Source organism: Aliirhizobium smilacinae (genome assembly GCF_006335145.1).
Lineage (GTDB): Bacteria > Pseudomonadota > Alphaproteobacteria > Rhizobiales > Rhizobiaceae > Neorhizobium > Neorhizobium smilacinae.
The window spans coordinates 252,628-278,544 of record NZ_VDMN01000005.1 but is presented as its reverse complement, the minus strand read 5'-3'; the positions used below and the strand labels follow the sequence as shown (position 1 = coordinate 278,544).

25 protein-coding genes and 1 riboswitch are annotated in these 25,917 nt (G+C 59.8%); of the genes, 14 read left to right on the top strand and 11 right to left on the bottom strand.

All coding sequences use genetic code 11. The annotated features are described in order from the left end of the window. Positions 1-79: 79 nt before the first annotated feature. The 7 genes from FHP24_RS21220 (at position 80) to FHP24_RS21190 (ending at position 8,133) form a co-directional block, all read left to right on the top strand. Positions 80-1,111, top strand: coding sequence for an ABC transporter permease (locus FHP24_RS21220; protein WP_139678226.1), 1,032 nt, complete (start codon positions 80-82; stop codon positions 1,109-1,111). Positions 1,112-1,131: 20 nt separating this feature from the next. Then, the gene (locus FHP24_RS21215) at positions 1,132-2,142 is read left to right on the top strand and encodes a substrate-binding domain-containing protein (protein ID WP_139678225.1); all 1,011 of its coding nucleotides are present in this window, start codon (positions 1,132-1,134) and stop codon (positions 2,140-2,142) included. A 91-nt stretch (positions 2,143-2,233) separates the two neighbouring features. Continuing rightward, positions 2,234-3,787: a sugar ABC transporter ATP-binding protein gene (locus tag FHP24_RS21210; RefSeq protein WP_139678224.1), complete on the top strand. Its 1,554-nt coding sequence runs from the start codon at positions 2,234-2,236 to the stop codon at positions 3,785-3,787. Further along, positions 3,784-4,818: an ABC transporter permease gene (locus FHP24_RS21205; RefSeq protein ID WP_139678223.1), complete on the top strand. Its 1,035-nt coding sequence runs from the start codon at positions 3,784-3,786 to the stop codon at positions 4,816-4,818. Before FHP24_RS21210 ends, FHP24_RS21205 begins: the two co-directional genes overlap by 4 nt. Before the next feature lie 18 nt (positions 4,819-4,836). Next, on the top strand, positions 4,837-5,838 hold the full coding sequence (locus tag FHP24_RS21200) for a dihydroxyacetone kinase subunit DhaK (RefSeq protein ID WP_139678222.1): 1,002 nt from the start codon (positions 4,837-4,839) through the stop codon (positions 5,836-5,838). Positions 5,839-5,849: 11 nt separating this feature from the next. Then, entirely contained in the window at positions 5,850-6,491 is a 642-nt protein-coding gene (locus FHP24_RS21195; RefSeq protein ID WP_139678221.1) for a dihydroxyacetone kinase family protein, read from the top strand. Between the two features lie 16 nt (positions 6,492-6,507). After that, positions 6,508-8,133: an FGGY-family carbohydrate kinase gene (locus tag FHP24_RS21190; protein WP_139678220.1), complete on the top strand. Its 1,626-nt coding sequence runs from the start codon at positions 6,508-6,510 to the stop codon at positions 8,131-8,133. A 1,198-nt stretch (positions 8,134-9,331) separates the two neighbouring features. Here FHP24_RS21190 and FHP24_RS21185 read toward each other — a convergent pair. From FHP24_RS21185 to FHP24_RS21140, 10 genes are all read right to left on the bottom strand, one after another. Continuing rightward, positions 9,332-10,141: a phosphate/phosphite/phosphonate ABC transporter substrate-binding protein gene (locus tag FHP24_RS21185; protein ID WP_139678219.1), complete on the bottom strand. Its 810-nt coding sequence runs from the start codon at positions 10,139-10,141 to the stop codon at positions 9,332-9,334. Further along, positions 10,138-11,637 (bottom strand): HAL/PAL/TAL family ammonia-lyase, encoded by a 1,500-nt coding sequence (locus FHP24_RS21180; RefSeq protein WP_139678218.1) that lies wholly within the window; start codon positions 11,635-11,637, stop codon positions 10,138-10,140. The genes FHP24_RS21185 and FHP24_RS21180 overlap by 4 nt, the downstream gene beginning before the upstream one ends. Continuing rightward, on the bottom strand, positions 11,634-12,635 hold the full coding sequence (locus FHP24_RS21175; protein ID WP_139678217.1) for an ornithine cyclodeaminase family protein: 1,002 nt from the start codon (positions 12,633-12,635) through the stop codon (positions 11,634-11,636). The genes FHP24_RS21180 and FHP24_RS21175 overlap by 4 nt, the downstream gene beginning before the upstream one ends. Positions 12,636-12,647: 12 nt before the next feature. Further along, positions 12,648-13,964, bottom strand: a complete 1,317-nt coding sequence (locus tag FHP24_RS21170) for an LLM class flavin-dependent oxidoreductase (protein ID WP_139678216.1) — start codon at positions 13,962-13,964, stop codon at positions 12,648-12,650. Beyond that, entirely contained in the window at positions 13,961-15,034 is a 1,074-nt protein-coding gene (locus tag FHP24_RS21165) for an LLM class flavin-dependent oxidoreductase (RefSeq protein WP_139678215.1), read from the bottom strand. The genes FHP24_RS21170 and FHP24_RS21165 overlap by 4 nt, the downstream gene beginning before the upstream one ends. Then, positions 15,034-15,777: a DUF427 domain-containing protein gene (locus FHP24_RS21160; protein WP_139678214.1), complete on the bottom strand. Its 744-nt coding sequence runs from the start codon at positions 15,775-15,777 to the stop codon at positions 15,034-15,036. Before FHP24_RS21160 ends, FHP24_RS21165 begins: the two co-directional genes overlap by 1 nt. A gap of 13 nt (positions 15,778-15,790) precedes the next feature. After that, the gene (locus FHP24_RS21155; protein ID WP_139678213.1) at positions 15,791-16,723 is read right to left on the bottom strand and encodes an ABC transporter ATP-binding protein; all 933 of its coding nucleotides are present in this window, start codon (positions 16,721-16,723) and stop codon (positions 15,791-15,793) included. Next, positions 16,720-17,361, bottom strand: a complete 642-nt coding sequence (locus FHP24_RS21150) for an ABC transporter permease (RefSeq protein WP_139678212.1) — start codon at positions 17,359-17,361, stop codon at positions 16,720-16,722. Before FHP24_RS21150 ends, FHP24_RS21155 begins: the two co-directional genes overlap by 4 nt. 10 nt (positions 17,362-17,371) lie before the next feature. After that, positions 17,372-17,989 (bottom strand): ABC transporter permease, encoded by a 618-nt coding sequence (locus tag FHP24_RS21145; protein WP_139678211.1) that lies wholly within the window; start codon positions 17,987-17,989, stop codon positions 17,372-17,374. 122 nt (positions 17,990-18,111) lie between these two features. Then, on the bottom strand, positions 18,112-18,984 hold the full coding sequence (locus FHP24_RS21140) for a glycine betaine ABC transporter substrate-binding protein (RefSeq protein ID WP_139678210.1): 873 nt from the start codon (positions 18,982-18,984) through the stop codon (positions 18,112-18,114). Between the two features lie 298 nt (positions 18,985-19,282). Here FHP24_RS21140 and FHP24_RS21135 point away from each other — a divergent pair, with 298 nt between their 5' ends. The 6 genes from FHP24_RS21135 to thiD all read left to right on the top strand — a co-directional run bounded on the left by FHP24_RS21135 (position 19,283) and on the right by thiD (position 24,506). Beyond that, positions 19,283-20,218 (top strand): aldo/keto reductase, encoded by a 936-nt coding sequence (locus FHP24_RS21135; protein WP_139678209.1) that lies wholly within the window; start codon positions 19,283-19,285, stop codon positions 20,216-20,218. Positions 20,219-20,355: 137 nt separating this feature from the next. After that, a riboswitch (TPP riboswitch) is annotated at positions 20,356-20,458 on the top strand. A 136-nt stretch (positions 20,459-20,594) separates the two neighbouring features. Next, positions 20,595-21,359, top strand: coding sequence for an ABC transporter permease (locus tag FHP24_RS21130; protein ID WP_139678208.1), 765 nt, complete (start codon positions 20,595-20,597; stop codon positions 21,357-21,359). Between the two features lie 16 nt (positions 21,360-21,375). Next, the gene (locus FHP24_RS21125) at positions 21,376-22,320 is read left to right on the top strand and encodes an ABC transporter substrate-binding protein (RefSeq protein WP_139678207.1); all 945 of its coding nucleotides are present in this window, start codon (positions 21,376-21,378) and stop codon (positions 22,318-22,320) included. Positions 22,321-22,322: 2 nt separating this feature from the next. Next, positions 22,323-23,060, top strand: coding sequence for a hydroxyethylthiazole kinase (locus tag FHP24_RS21120; protein WP_139678206.1), 738 nt, complete (start codon positions 22,323-22,325; stop codon positions 23,058-23,060). After that, on the top strand, positions 23,050-23,709 hold the full coding sequence (gene thiE / locus FHP24_RS21115; RefSeq protein ID WP_139678205.1) for a thiamine phosphate synthase: 660 nt from the start codon (positions 23,050-23,052) through the stop codon (positions 23,707-23,709). The genes FHP24_RS21120 and thiE overlap by 11 nt, the downstream gene beginning before the upstream one ends. Then, positions 23,706-24,506 carry a bifunctional hydroxymethylpyrimidine kinase/phosphomethylpyrimidine kinase gene (gene thiD / locus FHP24_RS21110; RefSeq protein WP_139678204.1) on the top strand — a complete coding sequence of 267 codons (801 nt, stop codon included), beginning with the start codon at positions 23,706-23,708 and terminating at the stop codon, positions 24,504-24,506. Before thiE ends, thiD begins: the two co-directional genes overlap by 4 nt. Positions 24,507-24,527: 21 nt before the next feature. Here the strand turns inward: thiD and FHP24_RS21105 are convergent, their stop codons facing one another. Continuing rightward, positions 24,528-24,929, bottom strand: coding sequence for an ArsR/SmtB family transcription factor (locus tag FHP24_RS21105; RefSeq protein WP_246091886.1), 402 nt, complete (start codon positions 24,927-24,929; stop codon positions 24,528-24,530). 124 nt (positions 24,930-25,053) lie between these two features. On the opposite strand from FHP24_RS21105, the gene FHP24_RS21100 reads away from it, so the two are divergent. Further along, positions 25,054-25,917: an ABC transporter substrate-binding protein gene (locus tag FHP24_RS21100; RefSeq protein ID WP_342782350.1), complete on the top strand. Its 864-nt coding sequence runs from the start codon at positions 25,054-25,056 to the stop codon at positions 25,915-25,917.

Here is a 25,917-nt window from a genome sequence, read left to right as displayed (position 1 = left end):
AAACCACTTGCTAAGGGAAAAATGCTTTGGTAGCCATTTAGTAAAGCTCGCGCTTGTTTACTAAACATGGGAGGAGACCATGCATAAAACCGGCGAGCAGCTGGTCATGCTTGTCGTGATCAACTGCGCTCTGCTGGCAGTTGGTGCCGCAATTTCAGGCGGCACATTTCTTGCCGTGTTCAATCTTCAGTCCATGGCAAGCCAGGTCCCGGAAATCGGCCTGCTGGCGATAGGCGTGATGTTGGCCATGTGCGCCGGCAATGGCGGTATAGATCTGTCCGGCAATGCGCTGGCAAACCTTTCAGGCGTCCTGTCCGCGGTGGTCGTATCGTCCTTCCTGTCGAGCACCGACAGCGAAATGGCTTTCAGCCTCGCATTCATGAGCATGACTGTCGGCGTCGGCCTGATCGGTGGAATGATCAACGGCCTGCTGATCTCAAAGCTAAACATCACGCCGATCCTCTGCACGCTCGGGACGCAGATGGCCTTCATGGGTCTTGCGGTGGTGGTGTCCGGCGGCAGGGCAACCACTGTTGGCAGTCCGGATCTTTTGTCTCGCATCGGCAACGACATGTTCCTGGGAATGCCGATCAGTTTCTTGATCTTCGCCATCGTCGCAGCTGTGATCGCAGCCGTGCTTAAGTTCACCCCCTATGGACTCTGGCTGATGCTGATGGGCACCAATCCAAAGGCTGCCGTTTATGCCGGCTTCCCGCGCACGGGCATCATCGTCGGCACCTATGCGCTTAGTGGAATGCTGTCCGGCGTCGCCGGCATGATCATCGCTGCCCGCAACGTCAACGTAAAGTTCGATTATGGCAGCTCCTATCTGCTGATCGCGATCCTGATCGTCGTTATGGCGGGAGTAAAGCCGGAGGGCGGGTACGGGCGAGTTGTCTGTGTTGTGCTTAGCGCGATCGCACTACAGCTTATGTCGAGCCTCCTGAATTTCGGCGGACTGTCCAACTTCGTGCGCGATTTCGCCTGGGGCCTGCTGCTGCTGACCTTCCTTGCCGTCGGTCGCTACGACATCGCCGGCTTCCTGATGCCTTTCAAAGGACACCCAAAATCTTCGGCGCCCGGCCCTCAGGCACCGAAGCTTAACAACTGAGGGATCTCGTGGAGGAGAAAATGAAAGCAGTATCGAAACATATTCTGATCGGCGGCGTCGCAATCGCTGCCCTTCTCTCCGGCACCGCCAGCACGCTGATGGCCCAGCAAAAACCGGTTATAGCAACGGTCGTCAAGATCAGCGGCATTCCGTGGTTCGACCGGATGAACACCGGTGTAGAGGCATACCAGAAGGCCAATCCAGATGTCGTCGCCACGCAGAGCGGCCCGGCAACTGCCGATGCGGCCCAGCAGCTGCAGATCATCCAGGACTTGATCGCCAAAGGCGTCAACGCTCTGGCCGTGGTTCCGATGGATCCGGCCGTCATCGAAGGCACGCTGAAGCGCGCCATGGATCGTGGCATCGTCGTCGTCACCCATGAGGCCGACAACCAGAAGAACACCCAGGCAGACGTTGAGGCCTTCGACAACAGCGACTACGGCACGGCACTCAATGTTCGTCTTTCCGAATGCATGGGCAACAAGGGCAAGTGGACGACCTTCGTCGGCTCGCTCGGCAGCCGCACCCATATCCAGTGGGTCACGGCTGGTGAAGAAAATGCCAAGAAACATCCGGACATGCAGCTCGTCGACCCGAACAACGAATCCTTCGACGATGCCAACGGAACCTATGAGAAGGCCAAGGAAATCCTGCGGAAGCACCCCGACATCAAGGGCTTCCAGACATCGGCCGGTAACGACGTCCTCGGCGTCGGCCGCGCTATCGACGAAGCGGGCCTCTCCGGCAAGGTATGCCTCGTCGGTACCGGCCTACCGAACCCGTCCGCAGACCTTCTCGAATCCGGCGCGATCACCGCAATCGGTTTCTGGGATCCGCAAAAGGCCGGCATGGCGATGAATGCCGTCGCCAGACTTCTTCTCGAGAAGAAGGAAATCAAGGAAGGCACCGACCTCGGCGTACCGGGCTATGAAAAAGTGAGCGTCAAGAAGGGTGCCGGCGATGGTTTGCTGATCATCGGCAACGGCATGGTTCTGGCCGACAAGGCGACCTACAAGGAACACATGTTCTAATCCTCCAGACCATACCGGCCGGTGCGATCCACGTGCCGGCCGGACCTGGCGCGCCCTCGGCGGCGATGCGTAATGAAAGAGGACTTTTCCATTGTCGGCGACTTCCAACACACAACAGGCATCGGGCCGGTTTCTGGAACTTCGCAATATCCAGAAATGGTTCGGCGGCGTGCACGCGCTGCGCGGCATCGACCTCACGCTCGACCTCGGCCAAGCCTATCACCTGCTCGGTGAAAACGGCTGCGGCAAAAGCACGGTCATCAAAATCATGTCCGGCGCGATCACACCGAGTGCGGGTGAGATCATTCTGGAGGGCGAAATCCATTCGGCGATGACGCCGATCCAGTCGCTGAGCGCCGGGATCGAGACCGTCTACCAGGACCTTTCGCTGCTGCCAAACCTGACGGTGGCGGAAAATGTTGCGCTGAATGAACAGCTGGTGTCCGGCCAAGGGCGGCTCGGACGTTTCTTCGATCGCAAACGGTTAAAGGAAACTGCCGAAAAGGCGCTGACGACCGTCGGCCTGCCGAACAACGGCACATTTCTCAATACGATCGTCTCCGATCTGCCGCTGGCGGCACGCCAGCTGGTGGCGATCGCCCGCGCCATCGCCACGCGCGCCAAACTGGTGATCATGGACGAGCCGACCACGTCGCTGACCCGCCGCGAGGTCGACAATCTCATTCGCGTCGTCGACAGGCTGCGGCAGGAAAACGTCGCCGTCCTGTTCGTCACCCACAAGCTGGACGAATGTTACCGTATCGGCGGCAATGCCGTCGTATTCCGCGACGGACAATGCGTTGCCCAAGGACCGATCGAAAACTACACCAAGACACAGATCGCCGAACTGATGACTGGCCGGACGATCGATTCCGCCCGCTATCGTACGGCGACACCCATGGATGGCGAACTCTTCTCTGTGAGGGGTCTGAGTGCCACCGGCTTCGAGCAGCTGGATTTCAGCCTCCGCAAGGGCGAGATAGTCGGCATTACCGGTCTGGCGGACTCCGGCCGAAACGAACTAGCGATGGCAATCACCGGCGTGGCGCCGGCCCGATCCGGTAAGATCACGTTGGATGGTAGGCACGTGGTGATCCGCCGACCCGCGGACGCGATCGATCACGGAATCGGTTACGTGCCCGAAGACCGATTGGCGGAAGGGCTCTTCCTCGACAAATCCATCCTCGAAAACGAGATCGCGCTGATCCTGACGCGGCTCAGCAATCGTTTCGGCGTCATAGATAAGAAGGCCGGGCGCGAGACCGCCGCCAGGCTTTCGGAAGAAATGCGCCTTAACACCAAGGATCTTGATCTGCCGGTCGGTTCGCTTTCGGGCGGCAACCAGCAGCGTGTATTGATCGGCCGCTGGCTCAGTATCGAGCCGAAGTTGCTCGTGCTGCATGGCCCGACAGTAGGCGTCGATGTGGGTTCCAAGGATACGATCTACCGGGCCATACAGGCGCTCGCCGAACGAGGTATCGGGCTGATCATCGTCAGCGACGACCTTCCCGAACTGCTGCAGAACGCCGACCGCATCCTAGTGATGAACGGCGGCCAGGTGGTCGCCGAATTCGAAGCGGAAAAGGCCACCGAGGACCAGCTTTACCAAGCCATGCTGACATCCAAGCTGGAGACGACCCAATGAACAGCTCGCGACTGGAAGAACTGCAGCAAAGCCGGGTGGAGCGTCAGCCATTCAGCTTCGGGGAGTTGATCCGCCGGCGGCCGGAAACCATAACCGCCGCATTGCTTGTCGCGATCTGCATCATCGTGGCGATTGCCAATCCGGCCTTCCTGCAGCCGTCGACCCTGGTCGATATCGGCCGCGCCAGCGTTGTGATGGGGTTGTTCGCGCTTGGCGTACTCGTCATTCTCGCGGCCGGCGGCATCGACGTGTCATTCACCGCGATCGCGGCGTTCACCATGTATTCGCTGACCGTGCTGGTGCAGAACTATCTGCCCGGCCTGCCGATTGCCGTAATCCTGATGATCGCGACGGTCGGCGGGGCGCTGCTTGGCGTCATCAATGGGCTGTTGGTGCATCACCTCAAGGTGCCGTCGCTGATCGTCACGATCGGCACGCAATATTTGTTCCGCGGCTTTCTCCTGTCGTTCATCGGCACTGTCTGGATCATGTCGCTGCCGCCGCAGATGGGTGCCTTCGGTCGCCTTCCGCTTCTGCAGTTCGAATCCGCCAATGGCGCGACGATCACCCTGCCTTTCTATTTCCTCGTTCTGCCGATCGCCGCCTTCGTCACCTGGCTGATCCTCAACCGTACCTTGATGGGCCGTGCGATCTTTGCCATGGGCGGCAATGCCAACATTGCCAGTCGGCTGGGATACGACCTGAAGAAGCTGCATATCTTCATCTTCGGTTATGCGGGCGCACTCGCGGGCCTTGCCGGTATCATCCATGTCTGCGCCAACCGCCAGGCCAATCCCTTCGATCTTGTCGGCACCGAGATCAACGTCATCGCCGCGGTCGTGCTCGGCGGCGCCAAGATCACCGGCGGCACCGGTACGGTGCTCGGCACCATTCTCGGCGTGCTTCTGATCGTCGTCATCAACAGCGTGCTCGTGCTGGTCGGTATTCCCAGCACCTGGCAGCGGCTCGTGGTCGGCGTCTTCATCCTACTGGCGGCCGCGTTCTTCGTGACACGCCAGCGCAAGAAATAAGCTTTTCCGGAGGAACCCATGAAAAAATTTCTGAACGATCCCGTAAACTTCGTTGATGAGATGCTCGAGGGCATCTACCGTGCACATCCGGACGTGACATATACGGCAGACGACAAGCGCTGCATGGTCACCTCCAGGCCAAAGACCGGCAAGGTTGGCATCGCAACCGGCGGCGGCTCAGGCCATCTGCCACTTTTCCTCGGTTATGTCGGTGACGGCATGCTGGACGGTGCCGCCGTCGGCGGCGTTTTCCAGTCGCCAAGCTCGGAACAGATGTATCAGGTCACCAAGGCGATCGATCAAGGCGCCGGCGTTCTCTATATCTACGGCAATTACAGCGGCGACATCATCAACTTCGACATGGCCGCCGAACTTGCCGATCTCGACGGCATCCAGGTCAAGCAATGCGTCGGCAACGACGACGTTGCCTCGTCCAAGGTCGGCGAGGAACACAAACGCCGCGGCGTGGCCGGCATCTATTTCGTCTACAAGACGGCAGGGGCGGCGGCAGCCGAGGGCCTGTCTCTCGACGAGGTTCACCGGCTCGCCGAAAAGGCACGCCTGCGCACCCGCACCATGGGCGTTGCACTTTCGAGCTGCGTCGTGCCGGAAATCGGTCATGCCACCTTCTCGATCGGCGAGGACGAGATGGAGATCGGCATGGGCATTCATGGCGAACCCGGCATTAGCCGAAAGACGCTCGGTACCGCAGATGCCGTCATAGACGAGATGATGGAACGCATTTTTGCCGAGCAGGACTACAAGTCCGGCGACGAAGTGGCCGTGCTGATGAACGGTCTCGGCGGCACGCCGCTGGAAGAGCTTTACATCCTGTTCCGCCGCGTCGCCCAGTTGCTCGAAGGGCGCGGGGTCAAGGCCAAGCATGTGTGGGTCGGCGAATTCGCTACGTCGATGGAGATGGCGGGCGCTTCCGTGTCGATCCTGCATCTCGATGCGGAACTGGATCGCCTCGTCGCGGCACCGGCCAACACCCCCTTCTTCAAACATTTTTCAGCCTGAGGACCTTGATCATGGACGCCATTACAGCTGCCGATCTGATCCGCCTGTTCGATGCCTGGAAGCAGCTTTTCGCCGAACAGCGGGAATTCCTGATCGCTCTCGACGGCAAGGTCGGCGACAGCGATCTCGGCATCACCATGGCCAAGTCTTTCGCTGCAGCGGCCGATGCCGTTGCAGCGGAAGGCGAGGCCGCCGGTATCGCCAAGCTTCTACGCACCGCCGGGGCCACCATGGCGCGGACGGCGCCTTCCACCATGGGTACTCTGACTGCAACGGGGTTCCTACGTGCCAGCAAGGCCGTAGAAACTGCGACGTCCCTTGGCACGCCCGAAATGGCGGCGTTCTGGGTCGCTTATCATGACGGGATTGCGGAACGTGGCAAGGCCAAAGTTGGCGACAAGACCATCGTCGATGTCCTCGATCCGGTTGCCCGGACCCTGGAGGAACAGGCAGCGGACGGCGTTTCGCTTGTCTCCGCCCTTGCCGCCGCCGCGGCTGTAGCAGAAGACGCGCTGGAAAAGACCAAGACGATGGTCGCCCAGCATGGCAAGGCCGCGGCCTTCCAAGAGAAAACAATCGGTCTTCAAGATGCAGGCGCAACCGTCGGCGCACTCATTTTGAGAGAGCTCAGCAATTTCGCTACCACTCGATAGCTGCAAGAAGGAAGCGATGGCAATCTATTTAGGTATCGACGTCGGCACGGGCAGCGCAAGGGCCGGCCTGTTCAGCGACGATGGCTCGCTGATAGCAAGTGCCACGCATCCAATCCAGATGTGGCCGACACCCGGTGAAATCTTCGAACAGTCATCGGAAGATATCTGGCAAGCAATCTGCATCGCGACCCGTCAGGCGATGCATGACGCTGGAGCCAATCCTGCATCGGTGGCGGGCATCGGTTTCGATGCGACTTGTTCCATGGTTATCGTTGGCAAGGATGGAAGTCCTCTGCCAACGCTGCCGACAGGTGATACAAACCGCAATGTCATCGTGTGGATGGATCACCGCGCGACAGAACAGGCCGAGCGGATCAATGACGGACGTCACCACATCCTATCCTATGTCGGCGGTCGAATGTCGCCCGAGATGCAGATTCCGAAGCTGCTTTGGTTGAAGGAAAACAATCGATCGACTTTCAATGCGGCCGAACATTTCTTCGACCTCGCCGACTACCTCACATTCCGCGCAACGGGCAACACCACTCGCTCGCTCTGCACAGTCACATGCAAATGGACCTATCTCGGCCATGAGCACCGCTGGGACGCGGATTTCCTGCAAGCGGTTGGTCTGCAGGATCTCGCGGAGCATGGTTTCGAGCGCATTGGCAAGATTGTCGGCGATATAGGCACCCCGCTCGCAGGAGGCTTGCTGGCCAGCGCAGCCGATGACCTTGGCCTCTTACCCGCCACACCGGTTGGCCTTTCGGCAATCGATGCCCATGCCGGCGGCATTGGTACGATAGCCTCGGAATCCAGCGACGCCCCTACAGGAAATCCGACCAGTCGGCTTGCACTCATCATGGGAACATCCGCCTGCGCCATGACTGTTTCCCCCAACCCGACCTTCGTTGACGGCGTATGGGGGCCCTATAGCGGCGCGATGCTTCCCGGGTTCTGGCTCAACGAAGGCGGCCAATCCGCCTTTGGTGCGGCGCTTGCTTATATTGTCTCCATGCATCCGGCTGCTGCCGTTGCGAGAAATCTGGCTTCTGCAGAAGGAGTTGACCTTTTGGTCTTGCTGGAGCGCATGGCGATCGAGAAAGCAAAAAGTATTTCGGAGGTCGCGCAACTCGCCCAGAATATTCATATCGTCCCGGAATTGCTCGGCAACCGCTCACCGGAAGCCGATCCCTCAGCAACAGCACTCATTTCGGGGTTGCGGCTCGACGACAGCATCGGCAATCTCGTCGAGCTTTATGTCGCGACGCTCTGTGGTCTTTGCTACGGCACTTGCGACATCATCGACACTCTTGTGGCCAATGGCCTGCCAATTAGAGACATTGTCGTCTCAGGTGGCGCAGCCCGAAGCGAACTGTTCCGCAGAATTCTTGCAGATAGCACGGGGATGACGGTCCATCTCCCTGCGACGGGCGAGCCGGTATTGCTCGGAGCAGCCATTATCGGCGTTTGCGCGCATCAGGGAGGATCCCTCATCCAACACGCGGCAAAGATGAGCAAGATAAAGAATGCCGCCCATCCAGAGGCTGGAGAGGCCGCCAGGTTTCACGAAAAGAAGCGAAAGGCATATCAGCTCCTACGAACTGCGGATAAAAACATACGGAAGACTATGAACGATTAAGACGATAATAGCTGCCTAATCGCGTTGATGGGATGCGTGCCATCGATCCAGGTTGCTCTATATACACAAGGAATTCAATGCCTTGCTTCACTGCGACCGACATCAACATCGCAGGCATCCGGGCTTTCTAATCTGTTCAGGACTACTGCTGATCATTCGGGACTTGCCAGCCCTCTACAAATATCTCGATGCGTAAATTGACCGTTGCCGTGGTGTTCCATTTTGATGGCGCGAGAGACTCAGGAAAGCTTTTCGTCAAAGCAGCGAAGAGGATCTAGCATCGATGCAGCGTACAACTCCATTGCTTTCTGCAAGGCTTGGCGCACCGGCATTCAGCGCGATTAGATCTACAATCCCGACACCAGGCACGGTGCAATCGAAGGCTTTCTGCCACATGGGCCGCACTATCTGAGAGACATTATTGCAACTCACATCTTGAAGCAGAATGGTCCCTCTGAACAGGCCAGCTATGTTATCCAAGATATATCCGACGTAGTTCAGCAGCGCTGTAGTCGTTTCCTGCCGTAGGACAAGGCGGCGTCGGCAGCCAAAATGCTTAACCACGTGTGGAACACGACATACGGTCAGGAAAAAGCGGGCTCAGATGTTGAAGCGAGTTCAAGGCTGAGACCACATCGTTGTCTCGTTCCGGAGACTGAACGCTTCCGCGACTTTAATCGAGGCTGAATGCTGTAGCATGACGCCGCCGGATCCCATACGGACGCTGGAGGTATTGGCAAGCATCCAGCCCACGAGAACCTCAAGCGCAGAACTCTCCAACTCGGTCGATCCGTGCTGCTCTGCGACTCAGAAGTCGCATACATTCTAAAGCTCTAGCCAGCCTTGCCAGATTGACTGTCGCCGATAACGCGCCGACCGCTGTCTGTCCATCTGTAATCGGGCTTTTGTGGAGCAGGCTTAAGCTGTATATCCGCAACCTCGCGCCACACCTTTAACGTGCACCCATTTGTCTACTGGCATGGATAACAAAGAGCGATATCTGCTATTGCAATGAGTGAAGGGAGAAGTCTTCCGTGTTGCGGTGACGGCGCTAGCATTGAGGGCGACAGCTTACCGCCCAAGGCGCGATTGCGAAAAAAAACTGGCCAATCTCTTGTGGCTAACAGTATTCTGGAACGTGTAAGTGCTTCGTCGAGCCTTATTGTTCAAATACATCGCAAGATTGGTCGGCTGCACCTTAGGCGATTTCAGGATATCCGCACGCCACGGCATTTCGTTCGAGTTCAAGCAGGCTGTCGTAGTCGCCATCAGTCAGAAAAGCGAAATCAACGATACCCATTCCGTCAAGGACCTCTTCCAGTTGCGGCGCGACGAGGGCGGCGCGCAATGCCGTCCTCAGTATTTCAACGTCCTCATCGGATGAAATCCCTCGTGTAATGAAGGGTAAACCAGGCCCGCCCGGCGTTTCTGCAAGAATGGAAATGTCCTTCAGGCGCTCCGAGGCGTATCGGGCAATATTGCCATAGGTTACGCAATCAATGGCTGCGCAATCGGCTCGGCCATCGGCAACAGCCGAAATGCTGGCGTCGTGCCCGCCGGTTTGGATCACTTCACCAAAGAAACTGGTGCCGCGCGCGATCGGCGACAGCGTTGCGCGAAACAAGTTGTAGCCGGAATTACTGTCGCGGCTGTTGATCGCTGCCCTTCGTCCTTGAAGGGCCTTGAGTGAAGATACACGTTCGTTTCTGTTGGTGATCACGAAACTGCGCATCCAAGCGCCGTCGCAACCCGGATAACGGTAACAGGGCGTCGCCACCAGACGCACCTTCCCGCGCAGGGATTTGGCATACGGGAAACCGCAGGTCTGGGAGAGCAAAAGATCCGGACGCAACCAGACGTCGCGATAGTCCGTGGCCCTGTCGAGTTCCTTGGGCACACCGGGAACTCCAGCGCTGATCAGATGATCGCGGAGAAAATGCCAGAGGGCATCAGTCGCCTCGGCTAACGGCTCCGGCGTGACATACATTGAGATGCTTGCGATGCTCAAGGCCGACCTCCGGCTAAGGGCGAGACGTCGCGTTCCAGATGGCTTGCCAGAACCGAGATATCTTCGCCGAGCGAGCGATCCTCCTCAAGGGCCGGCACTTTGCTTCGGATCATGTCATACGTGTTACGCGTCCCAATTCCGCAGCGATGCCCTTTCTGCAGATCCACGGCCTGTGCCGCGGCCGCCATTTCGCAGGCGATCAGTAACTGCCATGAGGCCAGCATCTCGTCGAGTTTACGGATGGTGAGCAGAGATTGTGTCGCGTGGTCCTCGACGCCTTCGGAAACGGCGAGAAAATCCAGCATGACCGGGTTCGCCTGGTGACGGATTTCGGCCATCAGTGCCGTTACCGTCTTCTGCATCGGCACAAAGCCCGCAGAAGCTCCACCGACGGGGGAAAGATAACGAGGCAGGCCTTTGCGGGCGGGACCGGTTAGCTGGATGAACCGGGCAGCCGAAGCCGCCGCCGCTTGGGCGACCGCCAGTCCGAGGTTCTCGAAAGCAAGCGAGAGCGCCGGTGTATGGAAATTGCCCGTCGAGAGCACACGGCCTTCGTCTATGATGACAAGCGGGTTGTCCGCTGCGGAATTGAGCTCAAGTTCGACCACGCGCTCCGCCCGTTCCAGTGCGTCGGCCAGAGCGCCAAGGATCGGCGCAATGCATCGCAGGCTCAACGGATCCTGGATCGCTGTGTCGCCCTCGAAAAGCGACGAACCATGCAACGCCTCTTCCAGCAGACGGGCCTCCTCGATCTGACCGGGCGCAGGCCGCGCCGCCTGGATCGCCGGCGCAAGGATCGCAGGATTGCCAGCCATCCCTTCGAAGCTTAGCGCTGCCGCCTGCCGCTGCCAGCCGAGGAGGTGCCGAAGGTCGTGCAGCACCAGAGCTCCCTTTCCCGCCGATACGGCCGAGGCGTTGAGAAGGGAGATTCCATCCTTTGGCTGGAGGGTTGCGGGCTTCAGGCCCGCGCGAGCGAGCGCTTCGAGAGCTGACAAAACATTGCCTTGATACTCGGCGTCCCCCTCGCCCACCAACACGCGCGCTACGGCAGAGAGAAGCACAAGGTCGCCGGCGCCGATGGAACCGACCGAGCGCATCACCGGATGAACGCCCGCATTCAGAAGAGCCAGCAATGCCTCGAACACACCGGGCGATACACCCGACCCGCCAACGGCGAGCATGGCGATCCGCGCTGCCAAGACCGCACGCGTTACATCGCGCGGCATAGGTTCGCCAACCGCCATTCCCCGGCCCCGGATCAGCTGAAGCTGGAAGGCGGCGAACTCTCCGGTGACGGCGGTTTTCAGGTTGGCGCCGAGGCCGGTATTCATCCCATAGATAGGCTGACCGGGTGCGGCAACGCTTTCAAGAACGAGCCGCGCCTCCACAAGACGCGCAATCACCCGCTCGTCGGCAACCACCCGCACCTGTTTTCGAGCAATTGCGGCGATATCCGCGATCGAGACGCCCGAACCCGTCAGCCTGACCGTCGTCATGCGAAACGCAGCCTCTGGCCGAGATTGGCTGCCTTGGCTTTTTCGAGAAGTGCCGAGCCCAGCGCGATATCACTGAGCGACAGACCGCGATGCCACAGGAGAATGGTCTCGTCGTCACTCTGGCGACCGGGCTTCAGCCCGGCAACGATCTGGCCCAGTTCCGCATGAAGGGTCTGCTCGGAGAGCTTTCCGGCTTCCACATGTGCGCGGAGCGAGCCAAGTTTGCCGCCCTTGCACTGGCCCCAATCGTCGACCACCAACTTGTCCATGATGTCGGTCAGCGAAAGCTCGACCGCACTCATGGTTCCGTAGGGCACGACGAAGGCCCCCTTCTTGATCCACTCCGTCTTCAGCATCGGCTCCGGCGCATTCAGCCGCGATGCTTCGACGACGATGTCGGCGCCCTCGACGCAATCACGCCAGTTGTCGGTCACGGTGATCTTCTTGCCGAGATCCTGTTCGAGCTTGGCGCCAAAGGCGTCCCGGCTTTCTGGGCGACGTGAATGGACGCGGATCTCATCGAAGTCGAAGAGATGGTCGAGCAGGCGCACGTTCCAGTAGGCAGTTCCACGTGCGCCGATATGGCCGAGCACTTTCGAACCCTTGCGGGCGAGATGTTTTGCACCCATTGCGGTGACCGCACCGGTGCGCATGTCGGTAATGGCGGTAGCGTCGAGGATCGCCTTCGGCACGCCCGTGCGCGGGTCAAAAAGGTTGAGAACCCCGAATTCCGACGGATAACCGAGCTTGTAATTATCGACATAATCGCCGACCACCTTGATGCCCGCCAGCCCCAGCGGCGCCACGTAACCGCGCAGCACGTTGAAATGGCCATGGAAACTCGGATCCGGCTCCAGATGCACGCGTGGCTCGATTACCGTTTCGCCGTTGCCCTGTGCGCCCAGAGAAGTCTCGATCGCACCGAGGATCTCGTCATTGCTAAGGTCCAGCGCCTCGATATCGAAGGCGTTGAGATAGTCGATATAGATCGGGTCCATTGTCATCTCACTTCATGATTTTCCAGGCTGGGCAACGCCGAGATTGGTTCTGAGCGTGGTGCCCTCGTATTCTTCGCGGAAGATCCCGCGGCGTTGCAACTCCGGCACGACCAGTGTGACGAAATCCTCCAGCCCCGAGGGAAACAGCGGCGCCATGACGTTGAACCCGTCGGCAGCACCGTCGGCAAAGCGCTCCTCCATCGCATCGGCGATCTGGATCGGCGTGCCGACCACCTGCCAATGGCCGCGCGCACCCGCGAAATGCCGCGCCAGCTCGCGGATCGACAAACCCTCGCGCTTTCCGAGATCGATGATCAGCTGTTGACGGCTCTGGATCAGGTTGGTCGGCGGCATTTCGGGTAACGGGCCGTCGAGCGGATAGGCGGAGAGATCCTCAATGCTGAGATAGCTTGCGAGCAGCGCCACTCCGACCGCATCGGGAATGAGGTCCTGCAGGGCGCGGTATTTCGCCTTCGCCTCTTCCTCTGTTGCACCGATGATCGGCGAAATTCCCGGCATGACCTTCAGATCACCGTGTCCACGGCCGTATTTGCCGAGCCGCGCCCTCACGTCGGCATAATAGGCCTGAGCCTCTGCCTTTGTCTGAGACGCGGTGAACACGACGTCGGCAGTGCGCGCCGCGAGATCCTTGCCGACATCCGATGCGCCGGCCTGCACCATGATCGGCCGCCCCTGTGGCGAGCGCGGGCTTTCGAGAATTCCATCGACGGAAAAATGCTTGCCGTGACGGTGGACAGGATGCAGCCTGGACCGATCCGCAAAAGCCTCCCCGTTGGACAGCAGATAGGCTCCATCCTCCACCCCGTCCCAGAGCGCCAGCGCGGCATCGGCAAATTCCTCGGCGCGTTCGTAGCGCTGTGAATGTGAACGCAGCCCGCTTGCGGCAAAATTCTCCGCTTCCAGTTCGCTTGCGGAGGTGACGAGGTTCCAGCCGGCGCGTCCACCGCTCAACTGGTCGAGCGCTGCGAAACTGCGGGCAAGGCCGTAAGGCTCCGTATAGCTTGTGGAAGCGGTGGCGACGAGGCCGACATGAGACGTGTTGACGGCAATCGCGGCGAGGAGGCTGAGCGGTTCGAAGGCCGTCGAGCGGGCAGCCTGGCTCGCCAGTTCGGGATCGCGCTCGCGAATGGCGGCGGCGTCCTCGATGAAGATCATGTCGAACTTGCCGCGTTCGGCAATCTGCGCCAGCGCGATGAAATGATCGATATCGCTGCCGGCCTGCGCATACGCGTCCGGATGACGCCACGCAGCTATATGATGGCCGCCCGCCATCAGGAAGGCACCGAGCTTCATGCGTGACCGGCTCATCGTGATACCTCTCTCAACGAGACCGCTGGATGCACCGGCCGCGCCAAACGGAGCCGGTCGCGCAGAGTTGCGTCGGAGCCGTCATTGATCAGGCCGCGTTGCCTGAATTCGGGAACGACGTCCGCAACAAAGCGCTGCCCCATTTCCAGCGTCGGCGGAAGAATGGTGAACCCGTCGAGATCAGCAACTGCTTTCAGCTCCTGCAACTGATCGACGATCATTCGCGGTGTCCCGAGGAGGCGGGTTGCGAGAAGCGGCTGCGCCGTCCGGTCTTCACCGGACAACTCCAATCTCTCATTCATGTCCTGGGCAGCAGATGCGATGACCGGACCGATGCTGGCAAGAATCCGGATATCTTCTCTCCGGCGACCCGCGCTCTCGATTGCCTTAATTGTCCGCCCTGCTGTCCTGACCAGATCCTCTGCCGCCCTTGCCTGCAGCAGGAGCAGTTCTCCGGTTTCGAACGCGAGAGTGTCGTTGCCACCGTCCAGCAGATGCGCCATGACCGGCCTGCCCTGCGGCGAGCGGTTGACGTTCAGCGGGCCACGCACCGAAAAATGTGTGCGGCTGTGGTGCGCGATATGCATTTTCGACGGATCGAAGAAGCGGCCGGCGACCTTGTCATAAACAAAGGCATCGTCCTCGAAACTGTCCCAAAGGGTTTTGACGACGTCAACATATTCCCTTTCGCGAGCGGCATCGGCACCATCGGCGACCACCATCCATCCCGCACGCCCCTTGGTGATCAGGTCGAGCGAAGCGAAACGGCGGGCGAGATTGTAGGGCTCATGCTGAGCGGTGACTGCGGCAGCAACGATGCCGATCCGCTTCACCCGTGTCGCAAGGGCCGATGCAAGCAATGTCGGCTCGAAGGGTACCGCCACCGACGACAGATCGTCGACAGGGCGAAGGCCAACCCGGTCGGCGAGCAGAACAAAGTCGAAACCCGCGGTCTCGGCCGCCGACACCTGATCCAGCAACGCGTCGAAACCGAGAAGACGACCGTCCCGTGCCTGCCGCCAGGCATCCGGGTGATGGCCGAAAGGCGAAAGCGCATAGCCGAGTAGCATCAGGATGCATCCTCTATGCTGACACGGATCTCGTCGACCTTCTCATTGTAAAAGGAGATCAGGCCGGCGACCTTGATGCTCTCGTCGAGCGGCTCGGGGTAATACCAGACGATATTGTCGTGCCGCTGCCCGTCCAGTTCGAAATGGAAGTAGGAAGCGGTGCCCTTGTAGGGGCAATATGTCTTCAGTTCGCTTGCCGCGAGCCGGCCCGCAACGATATCTTCAGCCGGGAAATAATAGCGGGGTATATGTCCTGTCTCGAACAGGAAAACTGCCCTATTGCTGCGCGCAACGAGCTGTTCATCGACGAAAACCTCGACCAGGCGCGAGCTGGCGATCGTATCGATCCGTTTATAGACGTTGCGCGGATGGCGGAAAATCTCCTCGTCCTCCTCGAACCAGCGCACGGCCGACCATTCCACTGTGACGAAATCGGCAAGTTCGGCCTTTCCGACGGCTGTTCCGTCGAAAGACCATGCCGCGGCTTCTCCGACCCCAGCCACGCCGAAGACATATCTTTCTCCGAGAAGCTGAGAGGCCTCGCCCTTGCCTTTGGGCGACAGAACGCCTGGGCTGAAATCGCTCTTGGGTAGATAATAAACCGGATGACCACCGTTCTCGTAGATCACGATCGCGCCAGTCGTATCGGCAATGGTATTCTCCCCAACCTTGAGCCGGATCCGGCGATGGGTAGGCTCGATCAAGACGGCCGGTACTTCGGAAGAACGATAGGAAAGAGACATCAGCTTTCTCCGGTCAGATCGAAAAGATAGCTTCGCGTGTCAGATGACCAACGACAACGCCGTCTTCGCCGGTCACAGCCAGAATATCGGTATTGCCGGCCACCATCAGCGACAGCGCATCGCGAAGATTGAGCGACGCAGCGACACTCGATTTTGCATTGGCCGACGGTAAGGCAAGCGCAGCATCGGCCACCGAAAAAAGGCTGAGCCGCTTGATCGCCCGATCGACGCCGACGAAATTGGAGACGAAATCGTCCACGGGCTTGGACAGGATCGCGTCTGGAGTATCGTATTGCACGATCCTTCCCGCCTTCATGATGGCGATGCGGTCGCCAAGCCGGATCGCCTCGTCGAGATCATGGGTGACGAGAACCACCGTCTTGCGCACACGGCTGAGGATCTGACGAAACTCGTCCTGCAGCCTTGCGCGGGCTATCGGATCGATCGCTCCGAACGGCTCGTCCATCAGAAGTACGGCGGGATCTGCTGCCAGCGCGCGGGCGACGCCGATGCGCTGACGCTGGCCGCCCGAAAGCTGGCGCGGATAGCGGGCCAGCATTTCCTTCGGATCGAGCCCGACGAGATCGAGCAGGTCTTCCGTGCGTTTCCGAATACGTGGCTGATCCCAGCCGAGCAGGTTCGGAACCGCCGCGATGTTTTCCGCGATCGTCATATGGGGGAAGAGGCCGACATTCTGGATCACGTAACCGATATGCCTGCGCAACTGAACCGGATCGGCTTGCGTCACGTCCTCGCCATTGACGAAGATGCGCCCCTCTGTCGGTTCGATCAGACGGTTGATCATCCGCATCGTCGTGGTCTTGCCGCAGCCGGACGGGCCGATCAGTGCAACGGTCGACCCCTCCGGAACCTCGAGCGTCAGGTTGTCGACCGACGGCGCTGCCCCTTCTGCATAACGCTTGGTGACGTTCTCCATGCGGATCATGCGGCTGTTCTTTCTGCAAAAAGCTTCTTCTCGGCAAAGCCGAGGAAAAATTCCGTCCCGAGAGCGAGGATGGCAATCGGAACAGCACCGACGAGAAGGCGCGACATATCCATCATGCTGATGCCGCCGGCGATGAAATCCCCCAAGCCGCCGCCGCCGATAAATGGCGCCAGCGTCGCGCCGGCGAGAACCTGGACCGCGGCAGTTCGCGCACCGGCAAACATCGCAGGGGCGGCGAGCGGAATACGGATTCTCCACAAAACCTGGCTACGGCTCATGCCCATGCCGATTGCCGCCTCCACGGCATCGGGATCGACATCCCGAAGACCTACATATGCGTTGAGCAGGATGGGCGGCAGGGCAAGTACCGTCAGAGCCACGATCGACGGCATCAGTCCGATGCCGAGCAGCGGCATCATGATGGCAAGGATCGCGAGGCTCGGAATGGTACGCAACCCATTGACCGTATTGATCACCCCGAATGCGAAGCGGCCGTGATTGACGATCGCTACCGATAGCGGCAGGGCGATGGCAAGCGCGATCGCCAAGGAGACGCCGGACATGACCAGATGTTGGCCGAGCGCCCGCAAAAATACGTCGGAATTGTTGGCGATCCAGGAAACTGCGTTGTTCAACATGGAGACGCCCTCACTGCCACCGGACCAGCAGCCGTTCGGCGCGGGTCAGGATGAGATCGAAGGCTATCGCCAGCAATGCCGTCAGGATGCCGCCAACAAGGATCTTTTCCGGATATTCCTGGTCGATGCCGATGAGGATGATCGTGCCGAGCCCACCGCCGTCGATGAAAGCGGCCACCGTGGCGATCCCGATCGTCGTTACCAGCGCGATGCGGGCACCGGAAAGGATCAACGGTGCGGCAAGCGGCAATTCGATGCGGAACAATCGCTGCCAGCGGCCATAACCCATGCCGTCGGCGGCATCGAGGACATCGACGGGTACACCCCGAAGACCGGTGACGATGTTGCGCAAGAGGATCAGCAGACAGTAGGAAGACAGGCCAATCAGCGCCGGCTTCATGCCAAGCCCGACGAGCGGAATAAGCAGCGCGAAAAGCGCCAGGCTCGGAATGACGAAAATGACATTGGCGACAGTCAAGGCGACAGCATATAGCCTCTGCCGGCGGGCGCAGAAGATGCCGATCACAAGTGCGACGACCAAACCGATCAGAACCGCGGAAATCGACAGGACCAGATGCTGCCAAACGGCCAGCGCGATCTCGGGAATATGCCTGGGAGCCCACTTCAACGATGACGAACTTTCTCTGAAGCGATCATAAAACGACAAAAACCAATCGATGCGGAAGGGCGCTAAAGGCCCCACCGCATCGTCATCTCAAGTTGCGCGTTGCGCGATTATATCAAGGTCTTTCAGATCCCTTGAGCCTTCAGGAATTCGGCCGCGACATCCGCCGGCTCTTCCTTGTCGCGATCCACCTTGGCGTTCAGCTCGCGCATGTTCTCGTTATTGAGAAGCGGGCTGACCTTGTTCAGAACCTCGGAGATCTTGGGGTTCTTGGCGAGCGTGTCCTGGCGGACCACCGGCACAAGATAGTAGGGCGGGAACAGGTTCTTGTCGTCGGCGAGAACGGTGAGCTTGTTCTCCGAAATCTGCCAGTCGGTGGCGAAACCATAGGAAACGTCGAGATCCTTGCTGGTCAGCGCACTGTAGCGGATGCCGAGCTTGGCGAAGATCTTGAACTCCTTGAACTCGATGCCGTAGACCTGCTTCAGGCCCGGCAGTCCGTCCTTGCGTTCGCCGAAGCCGGCTTCCGCGCCGAACGTCAGATCCTTCGAGACCGGGCCAAGATCGCTGAGCGTCTTCAGCTTGTACTTTTCGGCCGTCTCCGGAAGCGTGATGATCGCATAGCCGTTGTTGATCTGGGTCGGCTGCAGAAGCGTCAGCTTCAGGTTCTTCTCGTAATAGTCCTTGACCTCGCCGTAGATCTTCTCGGCGCTGCCCGACAGGTCACCCTTCACGACGGCTGCGAGCGCTGTGCCGGTATATTCCGGATAGAGATCGATCTCGCCATTCGTCAGTGCTGTATGGGCCACAAGCGTAGCGCCGAGGTTGAGCCGGCGCTCGACTTCCACGCCAGCTTTTTCGAGGGCCTGCGCATAGATTTCCGCCACGACGAACTGCTCGGTGAAGTTTTTGCTGCCGATCTTGACCGCCTGCGCATAGGCTGGCGCTGTAAGCCCAATGAAAGTTGCGGCGACGACGCCGAGTATTCCTAGATTCACGGTTTCCCCCTGATGTGTGACGATTGTCACGACGTTTTTACGCCCAGAAGGTTCCAATGGCGCAGGATGCTTTGCTATTTTCGCCTGGAATCGGGAAACAAATACCCTGGCCCGGCCTTCTTTGGGCACCTGTCAGCTGCAACGCACCGCACGGTCTGGTGATCAAGAATGCTTGGATCGGCAGGCGGACTATGCCAACGTCCGCTGCTGAGCAATAAGGTGGAGCAACGCTACAAAGGATGTATGGCGTTTCGATCTCCTGAGAAACCAAACTGAAAAATCGAAAGAGGCTCCGCTTATGGCCATCCCAAAACGTAAACATCCTCGGCGAGATGCGTGGTTCACCGAGATCTCATTTGGAAATTCGACCTGGAGTTCGCTTGGTGGCATCGAAGGCGATGTTCTGGCTGCCGAAATCATAAGCAAAGCCTGGGAGGGAGGAATCCGCTACTTTGACACGGCGCCTTATTACGGGAGCGGTCTGTGCGAACGACGCCTCGGAGCCGGCCTGGTATGGCAACCTCGCTCGGAATTCCTGCTTTCGACGAAGGTCGGCATCAATCTCGATCCCTTTTCGAGACGGCCCAGCGTTGATCGACATTACCCGCATTACGCAGGTTTCGCACCGACATGCGACTACAGCGTGGACGGCATATCCATGTCGTTTGAAACCTCGCTCCACCGCCTCGGGATTCCCTCCGTGGACATCGCCTACATGCATGGGCTTTCCATCTGCGATGGTGGCATCGATGCGGCTCTTGAGACTGGCATGCCGGCCCTGATCGAGCTGCGAGACGATGGTCGCACAAAAATGATCGGCGTAGGTGCAAACACGCCCGAAATCGCGATGGCGTTTCTGCAGCGTTACGATATCGATCTACTTCTCTTTGCCGGCGGCTTTTCGTTAGTGGACCATGCCGGGGCAAAAGCCGTTATTGATCTTTGCGAAAAGCGGGGAACTGGCATCATTGCTGCGTCGCCTTTTGCCAGCGGGCGCTATTTTTCGCCTGAAAACGAGGCGTTTCGCCACAAGCTGAAGATACGGTGTTCCGAGTTCGGCATCGACGAAACTGCAGCTGTCGTACAATTTGGACTGCGACAGCCCGCTGTCTTGTCCGTTCTCTGGTCAACCAAAACACCCGCAAATATCGATCTCACCCTTGAGGCGAGCCAGCAAACCATACCCGAGGATTTTTGGCTTTCCCTGAAGCGGGATGGACTTTTGTATTTTTAGAGGCCACGCAACGGCGTCGAATCCGTTTAGGGCGGCACTTCAAATTCGACCGTTTCAAAAAAAACATGCCGTCATCCGGACGCGACATGTGGCCGTCGTCGCCACATTGACAAAGGCAGTTTCTCGGTCCAACTTGGCACCATTCCGAGGGGAGCACTGTACGGTGCTGAGATGGCGGTGAGCCGAACCCTTGAACCTGATCCGGGTCATTCCGGCGTAGGAACGGAAACGGCGCAGATCCGCACCTCTTTCTTATTCTCCGCTCACCTGGATCTCCATGATATCGCTGTCAGGAGATCAGCCATGCTTTATGTTTTAAGGGTTTTCCAAGCCCCGGGACCATTGTGGTCCGGCGGCTGCACGTCGCGTTTCTGACATGCAGTTCAGATTCGCAGCCTTCGGGCTATTTCTGCTGCTGGCAATCTGGGTGGCGGCCGTGGAGCTGTTTTCGCCACCACGCTACCTCCTGCCATCGCCGCTTGCGGTAGTGCAGGCATTGTGGCGCCAGAGCGATTTCCTTGCCCATCACACGCTGGTGACGCTCGGGGAAATTTTTGCCGGTCTTTTTTTCGGCAGCATCTTTGGCGCCACGGTAGCGTTTCTGGCGATGGCGCTGCCGCGCACCGGCAGGCTTGTCTGGCCGATGATCCTTGTCCTGCAGACCTTCCCCGTCTTCGTGCTCGCCCCGCTGCTGGTTCTCTGGCTGGGTTTCGGCATGGCCTCGAAAGTGGTGATGACGACGATCGTCATATTCTTTCCGGTCGCCTCGTCCTTCGCCGATGGCCTGAGACGCACCCAACCGGTGCTTCTGGAAGCGGCCGCGCTGACGAAGGCGACACCCTGGCAAGTACTGGTGCGGCTGAGGGTGCCGCTTGCCCTGCCCGCACTCCTATCGGGCCTGCGTGTCGCCGTGCCGCTGGCGCCGCTTGGCGCCGTCATAGGCGAATGGGTCGGCGCTTCGGCCGGGCTGGGTTTCGTCATGGTGCAGGCCAATGCCCGCATGCAGACCGACATCGTTTTCGCCGCCATGGCCATTCTGGCGCTGACCAGCGTCAGCCTGCGGCTAATCTTCGATCACCTGACACGGGGACATCCCCATTGGGCGGCAGAGACCGATCCAAACACACTGTTTTCATCATGAGGAGAGACGACAAACAATGAAACGAACCCTGTTGGCGATCGCGATTGCCATATTCACCAGCTTCAATGCCTCCGCTGTCCATGCCGCAGACAAACTGACGGTCATGCTCGAATGGTTCGTCAACCCGGACCATGCCCCGCTCGTCATTGCGGCACAGAATGGCTACTTTGCAGCCGCCGGCCTCGATGTCGAACTGGTGCCACCAGCCGATCCATCGACGGTTCCGCGCCTCGTCGCGGCAGGTCAGGCAGATATCGGCATCCACTACCAGCCGAACCTCTATCTCGACCGCGCTGCCGGCCTGCCGCTGAAGCGCATCGGCACGCTGGTCGAAACACCGCTGAACACCGTCACCGTGTTGGCCGATGGTCCGATCAAAAGCCTGAAGGATCTGCGCGGCAAGAAGATCGGGTTTTCGGTCACCGGTTTCGAAGACGCCATGCTGAAACGCATGTTGGAGGGCGAAGGCCTGAGCCTTGAGGATGTCGAGCTGGTCAATGTCAATTTCGCGCTATCACCATCGCTGATCGGCGGCAAGGTCGATGCCACGCTTGGCGGTTTTCGCAATTTCGAACTGACGCAGATGCGCATCGAGGGCCATGAAGGCCGATCGTTTTTTCCAGAAGAACATGGCGTGCCCGTCTATGACGAACTGATCTTTGTCACAAACGATGCGCTGGCGGCCGACCCGCGCCTGCCACGTTTTCTCGAAGCTGTCGAGAAAGCTGCGATCTTCCTGACCAATCATCCCGATGACGCATGGAAACTCTTTATCGCCGCCTATCCCAATCTCGACGATGCGCTGAACCGTCAGGCCTTCACCGATACGCTGCCGCGGTTTGCCAAGCGGCCAGCGGCGCTCGATCGCGGCCGGTACCAGCGGTTTGGCGATTTCATGCAGGCAAGCGGGCTTATCCAAAAAGCGCCGCCGGTCGAAGACATCGCACTGGAGATCCGCTGACCATGACGCAGACATATCCCACAGCCGAGAAGGCGGCGGAGCTACTGGAGCGCGTGCGCGTGCGGCGTCCACGCGTCCATTGCCTGATGAACACGGTGGTGCAGAAATTCACCGCCGACGGCATTACAGTCATCGGCGCCATCCCGTCGATGACCTCCTCCCCGGACGAGATCGCCGATTTCGTATCCAAGGCGGATGTGCTGACCGTCAACTTGGGCACATTGGATGCCGAACGCCGCAACGTCATCGAACGAGCGGTCGAGATCGCCAATGATGCCGGAAAACCCTGGATCCTCGATCCGGTGCATTGCGACTATTCACCGTCACGACTGGCCTTTGCCAGAACGCTGATTGCCCGCCGGCCGAGCGTGGTTCGCGGCAACAAGGCGGAGATGGCGCTGATCGGGAAGACCGGCGACATTCTGGGCATCGAGACCGGCGCGGCAGACCAGCTGACCGATGGCACGCGCAGCGTCACCGTGCGCAACGGCCATCGCTGGATGGCGGAAGTTACCGGCACGGGCTGCCTGTCCGGCGGGGTGATCGCCGCATTCCTGACCGTGGAGCCGGATGCGCTTGCCGCCGCCACGGCGGCGCTGGCTGCAACCGGCGTGGCGGCCGAACAGGCCGCCGAATTCGCACGCGGCCCCGGCAGTTTCGGCGTCGCCTTTCTGGACACGCTCTCGGCCCTCACCCCGGAAGCACTGCGCAAGGCTGCAAGGATCGACCATGACCATTGATTACCGACTGAACCCGATCCTTGATGCCGGCCTTGCCGATATCGGCGACCTTGCGGAACTCGCCGCCTTGGCCGCGAAAAACGGCGCGACGCTGATCCAGTACCGCGACAAGACCGGCTCCACCGGCGCCATGATCGAGCGCGCTCGGGCTATTCTCGAAGCGCTGGAGGGAACCGGCGTGCCGCTGGTGGTGAACGACCGCGTCGATGTGGCATTGGCGGCCGGCGCAAACGGTGTGCATCTGGGGGCGGACGACATGGATGCCGCAACCGCGCGCCGGCTGCTTGGCCCGACAGCCATCATCGGCCTCACCGTCAAGACACCCGCCGATGCCGAACGAGCCGGACGGGCAGTGGCAAGCTATGCCTGCATCGGCGGCGTGTTCGAGACGTTGTCGAAGCACAATCCCGATCCGCCGGTGGGGCTGGATGGCTTTCGCCGGTTACGGGCACAATTGCGCGCGCTCGATCCCGGCCTGCCGGTCGGCGCGATTGCCGGTATCGGCCTGCCGCAGGTGCCGGATGTGATCGTGGCCGGTGCCGATGGTGTCGCCGTCATCTCGGCGATCTTTCGCGCATCCGACATTGCCACTGCCTGCCGCGATTTTCGGCACGCCGTCGATGATGCCCTGAAGGGAGCGCAGCGATGACAGCCACCGCCATGACGATTGCCGGGTCCGACAGCGGCGGCGGTGCCGGCATCCAGGCCGATATCAAGACGTTTTCGGCGCTCGGAGTGTATGCCACCAGCGTGATCACCGCCGTGACCGCGCAAAACACGCTTGGGGTAACCGCGGTGGAGGATATTTCGCCGCAGACGATCCGGGCGCAGATCCGAGCGGTGCTTGCCGATATCGATGTGCATGCCATCAAGATCGGCATGGTGTCACGCAGCGAAACGATCCTCGCGATTGCGCAGGAACTGGAAGGTTATCAAGGCCCGATCGTTCTCGATCCGGTGATGGTCGCGACATCCGGCGACCGGCTGCTGCGCGAGGATGCGATCGGAGCCCTGCTAACGGCCCTGGTGCCGAAGGCGACGATCGTCACCCCCAACCTGCCGGAAGCCGCTCTGCTGACGGCCACGCCAATCGCCGAAACGCGGGCGCAGGTGCTTCGCCAGGCGGAAATCATCCTGACCGCCGGCGCTGCTGCCGTGTTGATCAAGGGCGGCCATAGCGGCGGCAAAGACAGTATCGACCTTCTTGTCGATCATATGGGAGTGACGGAGTTTTCGGCACCCCGCGTCGATACAAACAATGATCATGGCACCGGCTGTACGCTGGCGGCCGCTATAACCGCAGGGCTCGCCACTGGCACGCCGCTTGAGGAAGCGGTGCGCAACGCCAAAGCCTATCTTCAGCAGGCCTTGATTGCCGGTAAAACGCTGACCATCGGCGGCGGGCACGGCCCGGTCCACCATTTCCATCAATGGTGGCGCGCATGATGCCCGCCATTCGCTGCAGGATCAGCCCATCTCGCCCGGCAGCGTTTCGCCGAATTGCGCGCCGCGCCAGATCGCCGAAGCCTGCGGGTTGGCAAACAGAAGACGCAAATGGCCGATAATCTGGCCCGCGCGGGGATCGGCCAACCGATAGACGACCGCTTTGGCGGCACGTTCGCCGGCGATGATGCCCGCCTCGCGCAGTTCACCGATCTGCTGCGACAGCGTCGGCTGGTGCACGTCGAGTATCTTTTCCAGCTCCCCCACCGTGCGCGCGCCCTCCATCAGCACACACAGGATCGACAGGCGAACCGGGTTCGACATCGATTTCATGAAATCCGACGCCTCGCCGATTGCCTGGCATCTGATCTTCGGCACATGCGGCTTGCGATGATGGTCATCCGTGCCGTTTTGGTCCTGGGTCATTCTGCGTCCTCCAACGCCGGAATATTTTTCTTCTCTACCGCGCAATTTCAGCGTCGCATTCCTGGCCGAGACTGCCACCTTCATTATATAACTTTATATAACAACAATCAATGAGGTGAACATTTTGGTTTTGAGGATCGGCCACCACCCAAACAATCTGCACCTTCGGCTGGCATCTTTATGGCCCGGCGCCTTCGCATCCTTCAAGCCGGAATTCGTAAGCTATGTCGAAGGCCGCGAGACAGCCAAACGCCTGCAGGCTGGTGAATTAGACATCGGCGGCACAGGCTCCACACCGCCCATTCTGGCGGCGGCTTCCGGCCTGTCGGTCGTTTATGCCGGCGCATCGGCACCACGCCCGACAAACGGTGCCATTTTTGTTGCCAAAACCTCCAGCATTGAAACCATCGCCGATCTGAAGGGCAAGCCGATCGCCCTGGTGGACGGTTCTTTCCTGACCTATCTCCTTGCCAAGCGCCTTGAAGAGGCAGGGCTCACGCTGAATGATGTAGAGCGCCGGGACATTGCGCCCGTGCCTTCCCGCGAGGCTTTGCAAGACGGAACGGTTGCCGCCTGGATCGCCATGGCACCGCATCTCGAACAATCTCTCGTCAGCGGGGAGTTCCGTGTTCTGGCCCATTGCGGCGACCTCATTCCCAATCGCTCGACCTTCTGGACGATCAAGGATCGTGGCCTGTCGGCCGAAATGCTCAACGCCTTCGCAGGCGAACTGCAACACCTCGGCCAGCAGATCTCGGCCGACCCCGAAAAGGCTTCGGCATTGCTGTCTGCCGATGGCAACGAGGCAGAGCGCCGCGCCTGGACGCGGATCGTCTCCGAGCGAAACTGGGAGGTGATTACCGCCGATACGCGGCTGTTGCGCGAACAGCAGGCAGAAGCCGACACGCTGTTTGCCCATGGCGACCTCGCCGCCAAACTCACCATCGAGACGAATACTGCCGACACGAACAACGGCAAGGAGATCTGA

Coding starts and splice junctions, on each gene's coding strand:
- FHP24_RS21190 (WP_139678220.1), top strand. CDS start 6,508: ATGGCAATCTATTTAGGTATCGACGTCGGCACGGGCAGCGCAAGGGCC.
- FHP24_RS21105 (WP_246091886.1), bottom strand. CDS start 24,929: ATGACCCAGGACCAAAACGGCACGGATGACCATCATCGCAAGCCGCAT.
- FHP24_RS21125 (WP_139678207.1), top strand. CDS start 21,376: ATGAAACGAACCCTGTTGGCGATCGCGATTGCCATATTCACCAGCTTC.
- FHP24_RS21165 (WP_139678215.1), bottom strand. CDS start 15,034: ATGCTACTCGGCTATGCGCTTTCGCCTTTCGGCCATCACCCGGATGCC.
- FHP24_RS21180 (WP_139678218.1), bottom strand. CDS start 11,637: ATGACGACGGTCAGGCTGACGGGTTCGGGCGTCTCGATCGCGGATATC.
- FHP24_RS21220 (WP_139678226.1), top strand. CDS start 80: ATGCATAAAACCGGCGAGCAGCTGGTCATGCTTGTCGTGATCAACTGC.
- FHP24_RS21155 (WP_139678213.1), bottom strand. CDS start 16,723: ATGATCCGCATGGAGAACGTCACCAAGCGTTATGCAGAAGGGGCAGCG.
- FHP24_RS21200 (WP_139678222.1), top strand. CDS start 4,837: ATGAAAAAATTTCTGAACGATCCCGTAAACTTCGTTGATGAGATGCTC.
- FHP24_RS21130 (WP_139678208.1), top strand. CDS start 20,595: ATGCAGTTCAGATTCGCAGCCTTCGGGCTATTTCTGCTGCTGGCAATC.
- FHP24_RS21160 (WP_139678214.1), bottom strand. CDS start 15,777: ATGTCTCTTTCCTATCGTTCTTCCGAAGTACCGGCCGTCTTGATCGAG.
- FHP24_RS21215 (WP_139678225.1), top strand. CDS start 1,132: ATGAAAGCAGTATCGAAACATATTCTGATCGGCGGCGTCGCAATCGCT.
- FHP24_RS21150 (WP_139678212.1), bottom strand. CDS start 17,361: ATGTTGAACAACGCAGTTTCCTGGATCGCCAACAATTCCGACGTATTT.
- FHP24_RS21175 (WP_139678217.1), bottom strand. CDS start 12,635: ATGGACCCGATCTATATCGACTATCTCAACGCCTTCGATATCGAGGCG.
- FHP24_RS21170 (WP_139678216.1), bottom strand. CDS start 13,964: ATGAGCCGGTCACGCATGAAGCTCGGTGCCTTCCTGATGGCGGGCGGC.
- FHP24_RS21120 (WP_139678206.1), top strand. CDS start 22,323: ATGACGCAGACATATCCCACAGCCGAGAAGGCGGCGGAGCTACTGGAG.
- thiE (WP_139678205.1), top strand. CDS start 23,050: ATGACCATTGATTACCGACTGAACCCGATCCTTGATGCCGGCCTTGCC.
- thiD (WP_139678204.1), top strand. CDS start 23,706: ATGACAGCCACCGCCATGACGATTGCCGGGTCCGACAGCGGCGGCGGT.
- FHP24_RS21205 (WP_139678223.1), top strand. CDS start 3,784: ATGAACAGCTCGCGACTGGAAGAACTGCAGCAAAGCCGGGTGGAGCGT.
- FHP24_RS21195 (WP_139678221.1), top strand. CDS start 5,850: ATGGACGCCATTACAGCTGCCGATCTGATCCGCCTGTTCGATGCCTGG.
- FHP24_RS21135 (WP_139678209.1), top strand. CDS start 19,283: ATGGCCATCCCAAAACGTAAACATCCTCGGCGAGATGCGTGGTTCACC.